Origin of the sequence: Micromonospora sp. DH14 (assembly GCF_029809455.1) — a bacterium.
In the GTDB taxonomy this organism is placed as follows: Bacteria; Actinomycetota; Actinomycetes; order Mycobacteriales; family Micromonosporaceae; genus Micromonospora; species Micromonospora parva.
This window is the reverse complement of the sequence record NZ_JARVKT010000001.1, coordinates 357,855-375,076: the sequence shown is the minus strand read 5'-3', so window position 1 is coordinate 375,076 and position 17,222 is coordinate 357,855. Positions and strand designations below refer to the sequence as shown.

At 72.6% G+C, this 17,222-nt stretch carries 14 protein-coding genes and 1 riboswitch; of the genes, 9 read left to right on the top strand and 5 right to left on the bottom strand.

Going from position 1 to position 17,222, the window contains the following annotated elements; all coding sequences use genetic code 11:
- Nucleotides 1–158: 158 nt before the first annotated feature.
- The gene (locus QCZ28_RS01780; protein WP_279514894.1) at nucleotides 159–1,529 is read left to right on the top strand and encodes a YibE/F family protein; all 1,371 of its coding nucleotides are present in this window, start codon (nucleotides 159–161) and stop codon (nucleotides 1,527–1,529) included.
- A 166-nt stretch (nucleotides 1,530–1,695) separates the two neighbouring features.
- A riboswitch (cyclic di-AMP (ydaO/yuaA leader) is annotated at nucleotides 1,696–1,826 on the top strand.
- A gap of 4 nt (nucleotides 1,827–1,830) precedes the next feature.
- A complete protein-coding gene (locus QCZ28_RS01775) occupies nucleotides 1,831–2,850 on the top strand; it encodes a hypothetical protein (protein ID WP_279514893.1) in 1,020 nt (339 codons plus the stop codon).
- 57 nt (nucleotides 2,851–2,907) lie between these two features.
- Here the strand turns inward: QCZ28_RS01775 and QCZ28_RS01770 are convergent, their stop codons facing one another.
- The gene (locus QCZ28_RS01770; RefSeq protein ID WP_279514892.1) at nucleotides 2,908–3,627 is read right to left on the bottom strand and encodes a carbonic anhydrase; all 720 of its coding nucleotides are present in this window, start codon (nucleotides 3,625–3,627) and stop codon (nucleotides 2,908–2,910) included.
- Between the two features lie 225 nt (nucleotides 3,628–3,852).
- Here QCZ28_RS01770 and QCZ28_RS01765 point away from each other — a divergent pair, with 225 nt between their 5' ends.
- Together QCZ28_RS01765 and mycP are read left to right on the top strand one after the other, a co-directional pair.
- Entirely contained in the window at nucleotides 3,853–4,188 is a 336-nt protein-coding gene (locus tag QCZ28_RS01765; RefSeq protein ID WP_279514891.1) for a MarR family winged helix-turn-helix transcriptional regulator, read from the top strand.
- Nucleotides 4,189–4,238: 50 nt separating this feature from the next.
- Nucleotides 4,239–5,468, top strand: a complete 1,230-nt coding sequence (gene mycP, locus QCZ28_RS01760; protein ID WP_279514890.1) for a type VII secretion-associated serine protease mycosin — start codon at nucleotides 4,239–4,241, stop codon at nucleotides 5,466–5,468.
- 87 nt (nucleotides 5,469–5,555) lie between these two features.
- Here mycP and QCZ28_RS01755 read toward each other — a convergent pair whose 3' ends face one another.
- The 3 genes from QCZ28_RS01755 to eccCa form a co-directional block, all read right to left on the bottom strand.
- A complete protein-coding gene (locus tag QCZ28_RS01755) occupies nucleotides 5,556–5,834 on the bottom strand; it encodes a WXG100 family type VII secretion target (protein WP_030329555.1) in 279 nt (92 codons plus the stop codon).
- A gap of 25 nt (nucleotides 5,835–5,859) precedes the next feature.
- Complete coding sequence (locus QCZ28_RS01750; RefSeq protein WP_030329557.1) at nucleotides 5,860–6,168, bottom strand: WXG100 family type VII secretion target; 309 nt, start codon at nucleotides 6,166–6,168, stop codon at nucleotides 5,860–5,862.
- Between the two features lie 208 nt (nucleotides 6,169–6,376).
- Nucleotides 6,377–10,342 carry a type VII secretion protein EccCa gene (gene eccCa, locus QCZ28_RS01745; protein ID WP_279514889.1) on the bottom strand — a complete coding sequence of 1,322 codons (3,966 nt, stop codon included), beginning with the start codon at nucleotides 10,340–10,342 and terminating at the stop codon, nucleotides 6,377–6,379.
- Nucleotides 10,343–10,506: 164 nt separating this feature from the next.
- Here eccCa and eccD point away from each other — a divergent pair, with 164 nt between their 5' ends.
- Nucleotides 10,507–11,904 carry a type VII secretion integral membrane protein EccD gene (gene eccD / locus QCZ28_RS01740; RefSeq protein WP_279514888.1) on the top strand — a complete coding sequence of 466 codons (1,398 nt, stop codon included), beginning with the start codon at nucleotides 10,507–10,509 and terminating at the stop codon, nucleotides 11,902–11,904.
- Between the two features lie 16 nt (nucleotides 11,905–11,920).
- On the opposite strand, the gene QCZ28_RS01735 is transcribed toward eccD, so the two are convergent.
- On the bottom strand, nucleotides 11,921–13,108 hold the full coding sequence (locus QCZ28_RS01735) for a type VII secretion protein EccE (RefSeq protein ID WP_279514887.1): 1,188 nt from the start codon (nucleotides 13,106–13,108) through the stop codon (nucleotides 11,921–11,923).
- A 163-nt stretch (nucleotides 13,109–13,271) separates the two neighbouring features.
- Here QCZ28_RS01735 and eccB point away from each other — a divergent pair, with 163 nt between their 5' ends.
- From eccB to QCZ28_RS01715, 4 genes are all read left to right on the top strand, one after another.
- Nucleotides 13,272–14,894 carry a type VII secretion protein EccB gene (eccB, locus tag QCZ28_RS01730; RefSeq protein ID WP_279514886.1) on the top strand — a complete coding sequence of 541 codons (1,623 nt, stop codon included), beginning with the start codon at nucleotides 13,272–13,274 and terminating at the stop codon, nucleotides 14,892–14,894.
- 46 nt (nucleotides 14,895–14,940) lie between these two features.
- Nucleotides 14,941–15,351 (top strand): hypothetical protein, encoded by a 411-nt coding sequence (locus tag QCZ28_RS01725; RefSeq protein WP_245233545.1) that lies wholly within the window; start codon nucleotides 14,941–14,943, stop codon nucleotides 15,349–15,351.
- Nucleotides 15,344–16,639: a hypothetical protein gene (locus QCZ28_RS01720; RefSeq protein ID WP_279514885.1), complete on the top strand. Its 1,296-nt coding sequence runs from the start codon at nucleotides 15,344–15,346 to the stop codon at nucleotides 16,637–16,639. The genes QCZ28_RS01725 and QCZ28_RS01720 overlap by 8 nt, the downstream gene beginning before the upstream one ends.
- Before the next feature lie 206 nt (nucleotides 16,640–16,845).
- Entirely contained in the window at nucleotides 16,846–17,220 is a 375-nt protein-coding gene (locus tag QCZ28_RS01715) for a hypothetical protein (protein ID WP_279514884.1), read from the top strand.
- The last annotated feature ends 2 nt before the right edge of the window (nucleotides 17,221–17,222 follow it).

Here is a 17,222-nt window from a genome sequence, read left to right as displayed (position 1 = left end):
TGACGTCGGCTCCGGCAGGCCGGGCCGAGCACTGACCGTCCGTGATCAAGCGGTCGTCAGGCAGCGAATCGTCCCGCCGACCGCCGCGTTTCCCCCGAAACGGTGAACCGCCCGGCTCGCTGACCCGTACCCCGCACCGGATCGTTGGGAGTCTCGCCTTGGGTTCCGACCACACCCGCCCGGCTCCGTCCGCCCCACCGAGGGTGCGACGGATCCTCGTCGTGACGGTGGTACCCCTCTTCGTCGCCACCGTGCTGGCCGCGGTGCTGCTCTGGCCGCGCGGCGGGTCACCGCAGACCGACGGCGGCGCGGACGTGCCGCGCTACCCCGGCACTGTCACCCGGGTGGTGAACGAGCCGTGCCCGCCCGCGCCGTCGGTCCCCGAGGGCACCCCGAGGGTCGGCAACGAACGGTGCGGCACCGTCGACGTCCGGGTGGACGACGGGCCGACCGTCGGCCAGCAGGTACGGACGCCGGTGCCGGACGGGCCCGGCGCACCCCGGGTCCAGGTCGGCGACGAGGTCATCCTGGTCGAGCTGACCGATCCCACCGATCCCACCACCAGCAACTGGAACATCGCCGAGCACCAACGCGGCACCCCGATGATCTGGCTGGCGGTGGTCTTCGCGGCCGCGATCGTCGCGTTCGGTCGGTGGCGGGGTCTGGCCGCGCTCGCCGGACTGGCCGCCAGCTTCGCCATCCTGCTCACCTTCGTGCTGCCGGGTATCGGTGCCGGCAGGTCACCCCTGCTGGTGGCGGTGGTCGGGGCGGCCCTGATCATGTTCGTGGTGCTCTATCTGACGCACGGGGTCACCGCACAGACCTCGGTCGCCGTGCTCGGCACCCTGGGCAGCCTGGTGCTGACCGGCGCACTCGCCACCATCGCCACGGCCGCCACCCACCTCACCGGCTTCGGCAGCGAAGACGCCACCACCTTGTCGATGTTCCAGGGCGACGTGGACCTGCACGGACTGCTGCTCGCCGGGATCATCATCGGATCGCTCGGGGTGCTCGACGACGTGACGGTCACCCAGGCGGCCACCGTCACCGAACTGGCCAACGCCAACCCCGGCCTCACCCGGTTGCAGCTGTACCGGGCGGCCACCCGGGTCGGTCGCGCGCACATCGCCTCCACTGTCAACACCATCGTGCTGGCGTACGCGGGCGCGTCGCTGCCCCTGCTGCTCCTGCTCACCGCCGACGCGCGACCGATCGGGCAGATCCTCACCAGTGAGTTCCTCGCCCAGGAGATCGTCCGCAGCGCGGTCGCCACCCTCGGTCTGATCGCCGCCGTGCCGCTGACCACCGGGCTGGCCGCGGTGGTGACCGCCGCCGGGCGTACCGATGCCGTGCCGCCGGCCGACGCTCCCGCCGCGCGCCCCCAGCCGGACCGCAGCGAGGCACTCGCCGCGCTCAGCTCACCGCGAACGGCCGGCTCCAACGAGCCGGACCGGCAGCGGACCGCACCCCCACCCGAGGCCACCGACCGGTGGCCGGAGTCGAACAGGAGCACGGATACGGCATGGTGACACTCCTCAGCGTGACCAGATCGGGCAACCACCCTGAGAACCACGTCACTGGTCACTCAACGCTATGGCGAAATGACGTTTTTGGTCGGCATCCAGGCGTAGCTCAGCCGGTCGACTCTCGGGTAACCTCGCTGCCGGTCACCGATGAAGGCGCGAAGCGGCGCCTGCGGTGCCACCGCCCAATCGCCAACCGGCGAGCCGGGGACCCAGGTACGTGGGGTGAATCCGCGTCAGCGGTAGGGGCCGCTTCCGCCCCGAACCCGTCAGCTAACCCGGTCGGCGGTCGACGGAAGGGAACATTGTGACGGCACCCCTACGCCGCTGGTTGACACCCGTGGTGGCCGTGATCGCCGCACTGACCGTGTTCGCCGGGCCACTCCCGGCGCACGCCGCCCCGACGAACCCCACACCGTCCGGGCACGAGGAGGACGGCGAGCCCAAGCTGCTCAACGACGTCATCGAGCAGGCCAACCGCGACTACTCCGCCGCCAAGTCCAAGCTGGACAAATCCAAGAAGCGGCAGAGCGAGTTGGCCGCGGAGGTCGACCGGGCCAACGCCGACCTGGCCGCGCTGGCCCCGCAGGTCGGGCAGATCGCCGCCCAGGCCTACCGGACCGGCCGGATCGGCGCGATCGCGATGCTGCTGGAGAGCGACGCCCCCGACTCGTTCGTCCAGCGCGCCGCGGTGCTCGACGAGATGAACATGGTCAACGAGAAGAAGCTCTCCGCGGTCAACGAGGCGAAGGCCCGCGCCGAGCAGGCCAAGCTGGCCCTCGACACCGAGGTCCGCGAGCAGCAGAAGCAGACCGCCCTGATGGCGAAGCGGAAGAGCGAGGCCAACAAGGCGCTCGCCCTCGTCGGCGGAAAGGGCTTCACCGGCGGCCTGGTGGACGCCACCTCCAAGGTCGCCAAGATCGGCCCGGGTCGCACCGCCGACGGTGACTGGAAGCCCCAGTCGTGCAGCGAGAACGACCCCACCACGTCCGGCTGCGTCACGCCGCGCACGCTGCACGCGTACAAGGAGGTCAAGGCGGCCGGCTTCAACCGGTTCGTCGGCTGCTACCGCCCCGGAGGGCCGTGGGAGCACCCGAAGGGCCGCGCCTGCGACTGGTCGCTGCAGAAGAGCGGCTTCTCGCCGTGGCACAACAACGACACCCGGATGTACGGCAACAACGTCGCCGCGTTCCTCATCCGTAACGCCGACCGGCTCGGCATCTACTACGTGATCTGGAACCGGCAGATCTGGTTCCCGGCCACCGGCTGGAGTTCGTACAGCGGGCCGTCGAACCACACCGACCACGTGCACATGTCGCTGCTCTGACCCGTACGACCCCGTTTCGAGGGCCGCTCCGCGTGACGCGGGGCGGCCCTCGTCGCGTCACACGGTGGCAGGGGCAGCCGGGTCGGCCGGGGTGGCCAGCGTCGCGAAGCCAGCCGGCACGGTGGCAACCGGGCGCACCGCCCCGGCGGCCAGCCGGTAGGACATCCCCACCACCGCGCACCGCCCCCGGGCCACCTCGTCGGCCAGCACCGGGGACTGCCCGAGCAACGTCTCGACGGTCTGTGCGATGTGGATGTCGACGATGCCGTCGATGTCGTCAACGCCCTCGGCCTCGGCGCGACGCAGGCTGGGCAGCACGGCGTCGACCACCGCGCCCAGGTGGCCGCTCGGCGCGGTGCCGGTCGCGGCGGACTCCCGGGCGGCCTGCACCGCCCCGCACAGGTCGTGACCGAGCACCACCACCAGCGGAGTGCCGAGCACCGTCACCGCGTACTCGACGCTGCCGAGCACCTCGGGGCCGGCGGTGTGCCCGGCCGTGCGGACCACGAACAGGTCACCCAAGCCGCGGTCGAAGATGATCTCGGCGGCCAGCCGGGAGTCGGAGCAGCCGACGATCACCGCGAACGGGTGCTGCCCGTCGGCGACGGCGGCCCGGTGCCCGGCGTCCTGGTTGGGGTGGTGTGGCGCGCCGCCGACGAAGCGTCGATTGCCGGCGACCAGTTCGGCGTACGCCCGGCTCGGCTCACTGAGCACTGACGCTCGATCGGTGGTCCGCTGCGTACCCGGCTGACCACCGGCGTTCCCGGCATGACTCATCCCGCACCTCGTCTCGACGCATCTCACCTGGTCAGACCGACTTTCCGCCGACCGGGCGGCGGGCGCTCAGTCGCGCTCCACGGTCACACGCACGCTAAGATGCGTCAAGGTATGCGTGATTTAGATTTCATACGTTGACCCCGGCCGCCCCCTGGGCAACCCTCCCAGGGCGGGGCGGACAAGACTCTCCGAGAGCAGGCGGACATCCGGAAGGGGCGGTCAACGATGACGAGCACGGTGACGGGCGACACCGACGGCGGGCGGAACTGGACGTTCCTCACCAACCACGGGCACGTCCTGCTGGCCATCGCCCGCAATCCGACCGCCCGGCTACGCGACGTCGCGGCCGAGGTCGGCGTGACCGAACGGGCCGCGCAGGCGATCGTGGCCGACCTGGAGGCGGGCGGCTACCTGCACCGCACCCGCGTCGGACGACGCAACGAGTACACCCTCAACCCGGCCGGCCGGTTCCGGCACCCGGCCGAGGCCGACCGGCAGGTCGGCGACCTGCTCGCGCTGTTCGCCGACCCCTCCACCGCGAAAGCGCACCCCCGGGCCTGACCTCGTCACCGGGGGCCGCTGCCCGACGGCGGCGGCGGTAACCTTTGCGGGTGCGCGAATGCCCGCCGTTGAGCGCGACCTCGTCCCGACGTGCCCTTCGCGGCGTCCTCAGTGGAACGCTGGCGGCAGTGCTCGGCGCCGGCCTGGTGGCACCCTCCCCCGCGGCGGCGGCACCGCCACGCTGCGGTCCCTCCGGCTCCGACGGCCTGACCCAGATGCCGTGGGCGCTACGCCGTCTGGAGCCGTCCTCGGCGTGGCCGCTGTCCCGGGGGGCAGGGGTCACCGTGGCCGTGATCGACTCCGGTGTCTCCGCCGCCCACCCGCTCCTCAAGGGGCAGGTGCTCGAGGGTCGCGACTTCAACGGCCTACCGGCCCGGCAGGGCCAGTGCGACGAGGCCGGGCACGGCACGCTGATCGCCGGCATCATCGCGGGCCGGGAGGGCACTGTCGTCCCCTTCAGCGGCATCGCCCCGGCCGCCCGCATCCTGCCGATCCGGGTGCTGCCCCAGCTCGGGGCGGTGAACGATCCGCAGCTCCCCGCCCAGATCGCGGCGGCCATCGACTGGGCGGTCGCGCAGGGCGCCGACGTGATCAACCTGTCCCTCACGACGATTCCCCGCCCCGAGCTGACGGCGGCCGTCGAGCGGGCGCTGGACAAGGGCGTGGTGCTGGTCGCCGCCGCCGGCAACCGGTCGGAGGATTCCCAGAACCTGCCGGGTTACCCGGCCGCGTACCCCGGGGTGATCGCCGTCGGTGGCGTGGACGAGCAGGGCAGCCACGTGGGCACCTCGATCAGCGGCGACTACGTCGACATCGCCGCACCGGGAATGAACATCGTCGGGCCGGCGCCCGGAAACAGCGGCTACCGCACCGTGCCGGAGGGCGGCACCAGCTACGCGGCCGCGTACGTCTCGGGAGTGGCCGCCCTGGTCCGGGCCGCCTACCCGGGTCTCAGCCCGCAGCAGGTCGCGGATCGGCTGAAGCGCACCGCGGACAACCCACCCGAGGGTCAGAACGCCGACATCGGCCACGGAATGGTCAACCCGTACCGGGCGGTGTCGAGCCTGCTCGGCACCCGGACGAACCCGCCCGCCGGCGCGCTGCCGGCGCCGGCCGTGCGGGACGACCCGCTGAGCTGGCAGCGCCCCACCGCGATCTGGGCGGCGGTCATCGGCGCGCTGCTCGCCGGGCTGCTGCTGGTCGCCCGACCGATCATGACCCGGGGCCGCCGACGCGACTGGCGCCCCGGCCGACGCACCGACGCACCGACCGCCGGTTGAGCGGCGCACCGCGACGCGGTGCCGACGCCCCCACACAAAGCGGCTCCGGGCCGGGCGAACCGGACCGGAGCCGCCTGTGCGAATGCCTCAGCTCCACACCTTGGAGTTGCTCATCTCCGTGGTGAGGTAGTTCTCCCGGGCGATGCCCACGGCACCGCCGATCTCGTTCAGGATCCGGTTGATGTCCCGGACCGCGGCATCCCACTTCGCCTGGTGCTGCTCGTAGGCAACCCGGTCCTCGCCGTCCCAGTGCAGCTTGGTCAGCATCGACCGCAGCGTGTCGAGCTTTTCCTCGAGGGTCTTCGAGATGGCCTGCATCTGCTGGTTGCTGCTCTCGAGGACCGCATAGTCAACTTTGATCGTCACGATTTCCTCCTCTGCCGGCTACGGATCACGGGTTGAGAGCAGAGTGGAACTTGTCCAGCATCTGCTGCTGCTCCTCGTCGTTGACCTGGTGCGTCGTACCGGACTTGTCGAGCAGGTCAGCGATGCTGTCCATCGCCGTCAGCAGTTTGACGGTGTCCTCGTTCCAGCGCGTCATCAGCGACTGGAAGCCCGTGGACGCCTGACCCTTCCACGCGATGGCCAGGTCGTCGACGACGTTCCACAGCTTCTTCAGCTCACCGTCGACCTCGCTGCGCGTGGACCGCACGTCACTCGCGGCGGTATGCAGAGTCGCAGCTTCGACCTCGAACGCCATGCTTCACACCCTTCCGTCTGTTGTGGTGGCGGCTTCGCCGCATCCCTCCCCCGCGGCAAGGCAGCAACACCCCACCGACGGACACTCCTGTGAAGACCGTAGCGGAACCTGTCCAGCCCTCGCAGCCCTGGCCGGCGCGGTTCGATGGATGGTGGTGAATCGGGCCGGGACAGCCCACCACCCACCCCCACCGAACGGCCGACCGCGCTCAGGCTGGCTCAGACCAGGCGGTCTGGATCAACTGCTGGCCGTCGCGACGACGGACCAGGGTGCCCCGGCCGGGCGGTTGCGGGCTCGGCCGCAACGTGCCGAAGACCGCGCCCTCCTCCCGGTTGCCGGACATCAGCAGGCCCGGCGAGTCCAGCTCACGCAGCCGTTGCAGCACCGGCTCGTAGAGCGCCCTGGACACACCGCCGACCCGGCGCGTGATGATCAGGTGCAGACCGATGTCGCGGGCCTGCGGCAACAACTCCTGCAGGGCGCTGAGCGGGTTGCTCCCGCCGGAGGCCACCAGGTCGTAGTCGTCCACCAGGATGTACAGATCCGGGCCCTTCCACCAGCTCCGGTCGCGCAGCTGGGCGGTCGTCACGTCCGGGCCGGGCAGCCGGTTGGACAACGCGCTGCGGATCGACCCGAGCCCCTGGGCGAACGCCTGGTTCGACGGCGCGTAGTCGAGCAGGTGGTCACCCTCCACCGCCCCCAGCAGGCCCCGCCGGTAGTCGGCGATCACCAACCGGGCCTGCGCTGGGGTGTACCGCTCGGTGATCCCCCGGGCGATCAGGCGCAGCAGGTTGGTCTTGCCGCACTCCGCGTCGCCGAAGACCGTCAGGTGCGGCTCGTTGGCCAGGTCCAGGTAGACCGGCGCGAGTGCCGACTCGTTGACACCGATCGGGATCCCGGGCGCCGACCGGTCGATGATCCGGGCCAGTTCCGCCACCGGCAGGCGGCGGGGCAGCAACCGCACCTTCGGCGCGGGGCGACCCGGCCAGTTCGCCGCCACGTGCCCGGCCAGGGACACCGAGGCCTCGCTCAGATCGTCGATGTCGCGACGACCGTCGATCCGCGAGATGGCGGTGAGGAAGTGCAGCTTGTCGCGGGTCAGACCCCGACCGGGTGACTTCTCCGGCACGTTGTTCGCCGCGCGGCGGTCGATCTCGGACTCCGACGCGTCACCGAGGCGCAGCTCCAACTTCGTGCCGAGCAGGTCCCGCATGTTGATCCGGATCTCCGCCCACCGCACGGCGGTGAGCACCACGTGCACACCGAAGCCGAGGCCCCGGTTGGCCAACGTGGTGATGGTCTGCTCCAGCTCCTCGTACTCCTGGCGCAGCGTGTTCCAGCCGTCCACCACCAGGAACACGTCGCCGAACGGGTCGTCGGCGAATTCGCCGGCGGCCCGACGACGGCGGTAGCTCGCCACCGAGTCGATACCGTGCTGGGCGAACCGACTCTCCCGGTCGTCCAGCACCGCGACCACCTCGGCCACCGTCCGGCGGACCGCCTCGACGTCACGCCGACCGGCCACCCCGGCCAGGTGCGGCAACCGTTCCATGCTGCGCAGCGCGCCCCCGCCGAAGTCCAGGCAGAAGAACTGCACCTCCCGTGGCGTGTGCGTGAGAGCCAGCGAGGCGAGCAGCGTACGCAGCATCGTGCTCTTGCCACTGAGCGACCGACCGACGATGACCACGTTGCCGCCGGCCCCGGCCAACTCGACCATCATCGGGTCCCGACGCTGCTCGTAGGGGCGGTCCACGACACCGACCGGCACGGTCAGCCGCCCGCGCCCGGGCCAGGACGCGGTGCACAGCCCGTAGGTCGGGTCGACCGCCAGCGGACCGAGCAGCTCACCCAGGCCCGGCGGGTCGGCCAGCGGCGGCAGCCACACCTGGTGGGCCGGGCGGCCCCGACCCCTGAGCTGGTCGATCAGCACGTCGAGCATCGCCACGGCCTTGCCGTCGGCCGGCTGCTCCGGCTCCGGGGCGGTGTCCACCGGCACCTGCGGGACCTGCACCGGAACGAAGTCGAGGCCGTACGGCACGATCCGCCGCTGCACCAGCGCCTGCGACGCGGATGCCTGCTGCCCCGGGGCCCGGTACGCCCCCGACACGTACGCGGCCCGGAACCGCAGCATGGTGCTGGTGTCCGTCTTCAGGTAGCCGTGGCCCGGCGCGTTCGGCAGCTCGTACGCGTCCGGCACGCCGAGCACGATCCGGCTCTCCACGGCGGAGAACGTCCGCAGACCGATCCGGTACGACAGGTGCGTGTCGAGGCCCCGCAGCTTGCCCTCTTCGAGGCGCTGGCTGGCCAGCAGCAGGTGCACGCCGAGGGACCGCCCCAACCGGCCGATCATCACGAACAGGTCGATGAAGTCCGGTTTGGCGGCGAGCAGTTCGCTGAACTCGTCACAGATGATCAACAAGCTGGGCATCGGGTCCAGCGGTTCACCGGCCGACCGCGCCTTCTCGTACTCGAAACGGGAGACGTAGTTGCCGGCCGCCCGCAGCAGCTCCTGCCGGCGCACCATCTCGCCGGCGAGGGCGTCGCGCATCCGGTCGACAAGCGGCAGCTCGTCGGCCAGGTTGGTGATCACCGCGCTGGTGTGCGGCAGCGCCTCCAGCGAGGCGAAGGTCGCACCGCCCTTGAAGTCCACCAGGACGAAGTTCAGCTCCTCCGACGAGTGGGTCACCGCCAATGCGGCCACCACCGTCCGCAGCAGCTCACTCTTGCCCGAACCGGTGGCACCGATCACCAGGCCGTGCGGGCCCATGCCCTCGTGCGCCGACTCCTTGAAGTCGAGCTCGACCACGTTGCCGTCCGGGCCGACACCGAGGGGGATGCGCAGCCGGTCGCGGTGACCACGCGGACGCCAGGTGTTCTGCACGTCCACCGCCGCGGCGTCACCGACGCCGAGCAGGTCCGGCAGCTCCGTGCTGCGCGCCAACGGCTCGTCGCCACCCGTCTGCTGCTGGGAGAGCCGGAACGGGGCGATCTGTCGGGCCAGCCCCTCGGCGGCCTCGGCGCTGAGCCGGTCGGGCCGGCCCAACGTCGACGACGAGCTGCCCCGGACGAGATCTAGTGAGCTTCCGTCGCCCACGTCGAGGCAGAGCAGCCAGCGGCCGGCGTCGCGCGGCACCGTCCCGGAGAGGTCGATCACCGTGGCGCCGAGCAACCCCGGGCCCACCAGCTGACAGGTCGGTGAGATCTCCCCGCCGTCGATCACCACGATCAGGTGCGGGGCGGTGGTCAGCGGCTTCGCCTCCGGCGCGAACCGGGGCCGCCCGGTCAGCTCGGCGCTGAGCGCCGCCTCGGCCTCGGCCAGACTGGCGAAGACCAGCCGGCGGGCGCCGGCCGCGTCCGTACGACCGCTGTGGTGGGCGTGCGGCAGCCACTTGACCCAACCCCAGGACGTCTGCCGGTCGGGTGCGGCAACCACCGCGATCACCAGGTCGTCCGGCGCGTGGAAGGTGGCCAGCTGCCCCAGCGCCGCCCGGGTCAGATCGAGCACGGGCTCACGGTCGCCGCGCAGCACCACCCGGCTGAACGCGCGCACCGACAGCGCCGTGGGCAGGTCGGGCACGGTGGAGTGGGCGCGGACGAACCGGCGCAGCGCGATGGCGCTCATCGGCTCCAGGTCCTCCACCGGCTTCGTCTCCGGCGGAACGATCTCCACGGCGAGCCGCTGCGGGCCGAGGGCGATCCGGGTCTCCCCGAAGTCGTCCTCGGTGATCCGCCGCTCCCAGAGTCGCCGGGACGCGGCGATCGACCAGAGCGCGTCGGGCTCCGGGTGTCGCCAGGCCATCGCCGCCCGCTGCTGCTCGGCGGCCCGCCGGGTGCGCTTGCGCATCTGCGCCAGGTAGCGCATGTAGTCGCGGCGGTCGGCGTTCAACTCGGCCTTGTCCTTGCCACCGTTGTTCGCCAGCGAGCCGATCGCCATGCCGAGCATCGAGACACCGAACAGACCACCGGCGACGTACGTCATCATGCCGCCGCCCTTACCGGCGTAGAGGAACGCCATGGCACCGACCCCGCAGAACATCGGCAGGATCATGAGCAGCTGCCCCATCCCCCGGGGCGTCGGCTCGGGCAGCTCGGGAGGTGACTCCAGCAGCACCTCGCCGCGCGGCAGGGCCGGCCCCGGCTGACGCGGGAGCCGACGGAACACCACAGTGCTCACGGCTGTCTCCTCCCCAGAAGCGGCCCTGATGACGTGCCGCCGCGGAACACCGCCCGCGGGTGGGCATCGTACGTGCCCGTCATCGTAGGTAATCTGCCGTGTGCGCGGTGGACCCGGACCGCAGCATCACAGCCAGCCGATGACAGACGCACCTGGAGGCCACTGTGGCGACGAAGACGGCGACCGGCGGTCTGAGCCGGATCACCATCGTGGCTCCGCGTACCCGGATGGACCTGGCGCTGCCGTCGGACGTGCCGATGGCCGACCTGCTGCCCACCCTGCTGCGCTACGCCGGCGAGGACATGGCCGACGAGGGTGCGCGGCACGGCGGCTGGGCACTGTCCCGGTTGGGCGGTGCACCCCTCGACGGTGGTCGTACCGCGGCGCAGCTCAGCGTCCGCGACGGTGAGGTGCTCTACTTCAACCCCCGCTCCGACGCCGCACCGGAGATCGTCTTCGACGACGTGGTGGACGCGGTCGCCACCGCGACCAACCAGCGCCCCGGCGCCTGGCAGGTCGGCGCGACCCGTTCCTTCGCGGTGATCTTCGCGGCGGCGGCGCTCGGCGCCGGCGCGGTGGCCGCCCTGTTCGCCGGCCCGCCGCACCTGCCCGGCGCGGTGGCCGCGCTGCTGGTCGCGGTGGCGCTGCTGGTGGGCGCCGCGGTGCTGTCCCGGGCCGCCGGGGACAGCGGCACCGGCGCGGTGCTGGCCATGGTCGGCCTGGTGCACGCGGCCACCGGTGGCCTGCTGCTGCTCGCCGGCGACCGATCGCTGACCGAGCTGGCCAGCCCGCACGTCCTGCTCGCGGCAACCGCCGCGGTGGTGGCCGGCGCGGTGGCCGTGCTGGCGGTCGGCGACCGGTACCCGCTGTTCTTCGCCGCGATCGGGGTCGCGGCCGCGACCGGCCTGGGCGCGGTGCTCTGCCTGGTCCTCGGCCTCGACGCGGCGGCCTCCGCCGCGGTGATCGCCGCGGTGGCGTTCGGCGTGGTGCCGGCGCTGCCGATGATGGCCTACCGGCTGGCCCGGCTGCCGGTGCCGTCCATCCCGACCGGTCCGGAGGACCTGAAGACCGACAGCGAGTCGGTGGACGGTCGGCAGGTGCTCCAGCAGAGTGAGCGGGCCGACGAGTTCCTGACCGGCCTGTTGTGGACGGTCGCCGTGCTGGTGCTGGGCGCGCAGATCGTGCTGGCAGTGGACGGGCGGCTGCCGGCGGTGTTGCTGTGCCTGGTGCTGGCCCTGCTGGCGCTGCTGCGGGCTCGCCCCCTGCTGGGCCGGGCCCAGCGCACCCCGGTGCTGCTGGCCGGCACCGTGGGTCTGGGTCTGGCCGCCGCGACCACCTTCGCCGGTGGGTCGCTGCCGGTCCGGCTCGGCCTGATCCTGGGCGGGCTGGTGCTGGCCGCGGTGATCAGCCTGATCTACGGTCTGAGCGTCGCCGGCAAGCGCATCTCCCCGGTCTGGGGCCGCCTGCTCGACATCGTCGAGATCCTGCTCATCATCTCGCTGGTGCCGCTCGCCTTCTGGGTCTGCGGCCTCTACGGCTGGATCGTCAACCTCCGACCCTGACCGGGTCTCGCCGCCGTCAGCGCGACCGCGGACCGGTCAGGACGCCCAGCGCCGACGCGACCGGAGCGGTGGCGTAGACGCCCGGAGCGTGCTGACCGTCCATCGGCCGGGTGGACCCGCCCGCGCGACCGGCGACCTCGCGGACCACCTTGACCAGCGCCTCGACGTGGTTGTCCATTGCCGCGACCCGCACCAGCGGCGCCGCTGCCCGACCGTCCGCCGAGACGGTCACGGCCACCGTGTGCGACGGCGCCGAGGTGGCGGTGATCGCGTCCACGAGAGGGCCGAGCGGGGCGTTGGAGCGGCCCCGCAGCGCCATGCAGCGGTGCGTCCAGCCGCCGCCGCGCAGCCCATGCCAGCTCTCCGCCGGCACCTCGGGCACCAGGTCCAGCCCGGCGGCCGAGACGATCGCCGCGCGCAGCTCCTCCCGGCCCAACGGGCGGTGGGCCAGCCCCGCCGAGGTCAGCGCCTTGCCGAGCCGGCCGATCCCGGCGGCCACCGTCCGGTGTACGCCGGTCAGCCCGCCGCCCCGACTCACCGCCTCGACCCGGGCGTCGCGGACGGTGAGCCGCAGCGCCACCCAGACGGTCCGGTGCGCCGCCGGCGGCGCATCGGGTGCCGGATACCAGACCAGCGTGTGCGCGACGACCTGGGCCCGGGAGACCGGGGCGTTGAAGTCCGCGAGCACACCCAGCGCGCGGTCCACAGCGGACGCGTCGACGGAGCCGACCGCCGCGCCGGTGGCGGACTGCAGGGCGACGGCGGCGAACCAGCCCTGGTCGTCGCGCCCGATGCCGAGCCGGGTGCCACGGTCGGTCAGCTCGATGATGCTCAACTCGGGGGCGAGCGCAGCCAACCGTGGGTCGGCCGCCGTGCCGTCGGCCAGCGCGGCCGACGCCCGCTCACCGCGACGCCGCAGCCGGCGGCGCAGCAGCAGGTCCTCGAACCACCAGCGGCCACCGCGACGGGCGAAGACCGCCAGGACGACCAGCAACGCCACCGCGCCCACCGCGGCGAGCAGCCAGCTGGGCCCGGCCGTGGCGGCCCAGACGCCGACCACGCACAACTCCAGTACGACGAGCTGGCCGACCAGCACGGGACCGACCCGTCCACGGCCGGGTCGCTCGGCCGGCGGCGTCAGCCGGGTCGGAACGTCGACAGGGTCCGTGACCGCTCGGGCGGGTGGCGCCTGAACCTGCGTCATCGCTGACTGTCCCTCCTGCACGGTACGACTCTGCGCCGGGTCTCCTCCGGAGCCGGCCACGAGCGGTGGTCCCAAGGAAGCACCGTCGGCCCCTTATCGTAGGGAAGCCCGCGACGGCACCCTGCCCCTGATCGTCGCGGAAACACCCCGCCGGAGGTAAGTCATGCGGACCCGCCGCGATCAGGTGCAGGCGTACCGCTTCGTCACCCGCCGCATCGTCTCCGCCTTGCTGTCGGGCGACCCGGAGACCACCAACCTGCCGATGCGACGGCTCGGCATGGCCGTTTTCGGCAGTGTCCTCACCGCGGCCATCGTGCTCGGCGGGGTGGGGGCGTACGGCCAGTTGACCGGCGGTGCGGCGCCGCTGGACGACAAGACCCTGGTCATCGAACGGGAGACCGGCGCGACGTACGTGTTCATCGAGGGGAAGTTGCACCCGACGCTCAACTACACGTCGGCGCGCCTCATCGTGAACGACGCGGGTGCCGAGGTGCGGACGATGTCGCAGGCGTCGCTGCGGGACCGGCCCCGGGGCGTCACCGTCGGCATCGTCGGCGCACCGGACGCCCTGCCCGACCGCAAGTCGCTGACCGGGCTGCCGTGGTCGGTCTGTGACGTGCCCGATCCGGTCGACCGGCAGCGCTCCAGCACCCGGCTGGTGATCGACCGGGCGCTGCCCGGCGGCACGCCGCTCGGCGACCGGGGGGTGCTGGTCTCCGTGGACGACCAGCGCTACCTCATCACCAACAACAGGCGGCTCCAACTGCTCGACCCGGCCCGCACGATGACGGCGCTGCGGATGGCCGGCACCGAGCGGCTCCAGATCGGGCAGCAACTGCTCAACGCCGTGCCGGCCGGGCCACCGCTGCGCAGGTTGTCGCTGGCCGGTGAGGGCGGGTCCAGCAACCGCAAGGTGGCCGGTAAGTCGTACAACGTCGGTTCGGTGTTCAAGGCGGCCGGGCGACACTACGTGCTGACCCGGGACGCGCTCGTGCCGATCAGCGAGATCACCGCGTTGCTCCAGACCAGCGGCAGCGGTCGGATCACCGACATCACGCCGAACGACGCCAGCGAGGCGTTCGAGGAGCAGCGGATCGAGGAGGAGGGGTTGCCGCCGACGGTGCCCGCCCTCTACCCGGCCCAGCCCGGTCAGACGACGGTGTGCGCGACGTACCGCGAGGGCAGCGCGGGTGGTCCGCCGACCACCACCCTGGAGGTGTTCGACCGGGTGCCGGATGAGCTGGCCGACAGCGATCCGGGGCTGGTGCCGGTGCGGCAGACCAGGCGCGACGCCGTACGCACCGCCGAGGCGGTGCTGCTGCCCGGCGGCAAGGGTGTCATCGCGCAGGCCTCGCCGGGTGCCGGGACCAGCGGGTCCGGTGCCGCCGGGGCGACGATCTACCTGATCAGCCCGCAGGGCGTCCGGTATCCGCTCGGCTCGGCGGAGACGCTGGAGGTGCTCGGCTACGGCGGGGTCACCCCGCTGGCGGTGCCCGGCTCCCTGCTCGCGCTGATCCCGACCGGGCCCACCCTGAAGCGCGAGGACGCGTTCGCCGTTTTCGCTCCCGACGGGCCGGCGCCGGCCGCGTCACCGTCGGCCGCACCGAAGTCGGCCTCGCCATCGGCGACACCGCCCTCGGGCTCGCCGTCCGCCACGCCACCGTCCCGGTCGCCGTCCGCCGGTCCACCGTCGGGCTCGACCCCGTCGGCGCCGGCGAGCGGCGCACCGGCGAGTGGCGGGACCGGCGGCGGGGGGTCGGCGGAATCGACCGACGCCGACGGCTGAGCAGCGTGGACGGGTCGCCCGGAGTCGCACGGGTGGACTAACCTTGATGTCGCTGACGGTTGTCAACCAGAACGACGGGGATGTTGCCATGGCCGGGCGTACGGAAGTCGACCTGTTGTCCCTTGAGGACTTCCACGATCACCTGGCGTCTCGGTTGAGCCAGGCCGAGTCGGTGCTGCGCAAGCTCAACACCGAGATGCAGTGCCGCCCTCCGGCGCTGGGCTCGTTCTTCGACGCCACCGACAAGGCGCGTCGCTACAGCGAGGTCCACCAGTCCTACGTGGAGCAGGCCGAGCGCATCCGACAGGCGGTGCTGGCGGCTCAGCAGGCGACGAGCACGATCCTGAGCAACTACCGCACCGCCGAGGCGCGTAACGCGGCCAACGCCGACGACGTCACCGCCGCGCTGAACCCGGTCGACCGGGCGTTCCAGCCGAAGGAGGACGGGCGTGTCTGAGTACACCCAGCGCTACCAGGGCAGCAGCCACCAGCAGCTGTACGACGGCCTGATGGCGGGCAAGCCGGAGCAGATCGAGGGCGTGGCCGCCCAGTGGGCCGAGCTCAAGGGCATCCTCGACGGCCTCGGCCGGGAGTTGAGCGGCGACCTCGACAAGCTCGCCAACACCTGGACGGGTTCGGCGGGTCGGGAGTTCCACCGGCGCCTCAGCCTGATCGTCGCCCACACCGATGCGTTGGGCGAGGGGATGGCCGGCGTCAAGCAGGGGTTGACCATGATGGCCGACCACCTGCGGGCCGCTCACAAGCAGGCCGAGAGCCCGGAGGAGACCGACGACAACGACAAGGCGATCGGCGGTGCGATCAAGGGTGGCGCGGTCTTCGGTCTGACGGGTCTGATCGTCGGGGGCATCGCCGGCCACCAGCAGGACAAGGCCGAGCAGGAGAAGGCCCACCAGCGGATGGTGAACCTGGTGGCCGATCTGGCCAGCAGTTACGACATCTCCGCCTACGACCGGGTGGTCGACCCGCCTCCGCCGGACCCGGACACGCCGACCACCGCCCGCAAGGATCCGACGACGCCGCAGAGCGTCTCGGCCATCGCCAAGGTGACGAGTGGGCCCAACACCGGCACGCACACCGCGCGCACGGGTGACGCGACCATCTCGACGCCGGACCGCGCCGCCGAGCTGCCGGGCCACGGTTCCGGCACTGACGAGGTCGGCGCGGGCACCGGTGGCAGCCCGGCTGTGGGCACCGGCCCGGTCGGCGCCGGCAGCGTCATCCCCAGCGGCGGCACCTCCCTCGCCGGGGCCGACCCGGTGGTCGGCGGCGCGCTGTTGGGCGGGGGTGTCGCAGGGTTGGCGGGCCTGTCCACGCCGGCGGGCGCGCCCGCCGCGACGAGCACCGGCCCCGGCCTGCTGTACGGAGCACCGGGCGGGGCACCGGCGGGCGGAGTGTTGCGCAGTGGCGCGCTCGCCGGCTCGGGCAACGCGCCCCCCGCGTCGGCTCGGCCGGCCGGTGGTGCCGCGTCCCCGGCGGAGAGTCGCGCCGCCAACGGCGTCGGGCGCAGCATTGACGGGCAGCGCGGCGGGGCCGGCGGCCGGGCGGCTGTGGCCGGCGGCAACGCCCGACCGGGCTCCGGCGGCGGCCGTCCCGGTGTGCTCGGTGGGCACGGTCGGGGGCAGGACGACGACTCCGACGAGCGGCTGACCTGGTTGACCGAGGACGAGATGGTGTGGCAGGGCGACGAGAAGCCCGCTCCCCCGGTGCTCGGCACCGGCAACTGACCACGGTCCGCCACCGGCGGGCCCGCACCACCGGCGACGCCACCCGGACCACGCGGGGTGCCCCCGATCGGACCCGATCCGGTCGGGGGCGCCGCCGTTTGGAGGCCCCGGTCGGCGGCGTCCACAGTGCCCAGGGTGGTGGCTGTCACTTCAGCGCGGCCCGTCGCCGTGCTGCGGTTCGCCAGCGCTGGCGATAGGTTGGTCGGGTGTCGTCCGCAGCTGCTGTCCGCCCGGTTCGGTGGGCTGTGCTGCGGTCACTGCGGGAACTGACCCGCCTGGCGGTCACCGCCCTGGTGCTCGCGGTCGGCCTTGGTGCCGCTCTCTCCGCGTCCCCGCCGCCCGCCCCCACGCAGCTGCGGCCCAGTGCCGTGAGCAGTCGGGTGGCGAGTGTCCGCCCCGACGCCAGCCCGGCCATCGAACGGGCCAGCCGACCCGCTGTCGCCCCGCCGGCTGGCACGCGCGACACCGCCACTGCCGACACCGCCACGGCGACCGGTCCGGTCGCGGCGGTCCTGGCGTACGTTCCGGCCATCGATCCCGGCCGTGACACTCCCGCGCGACGCGGCCCGCCCGCCCGCTGATC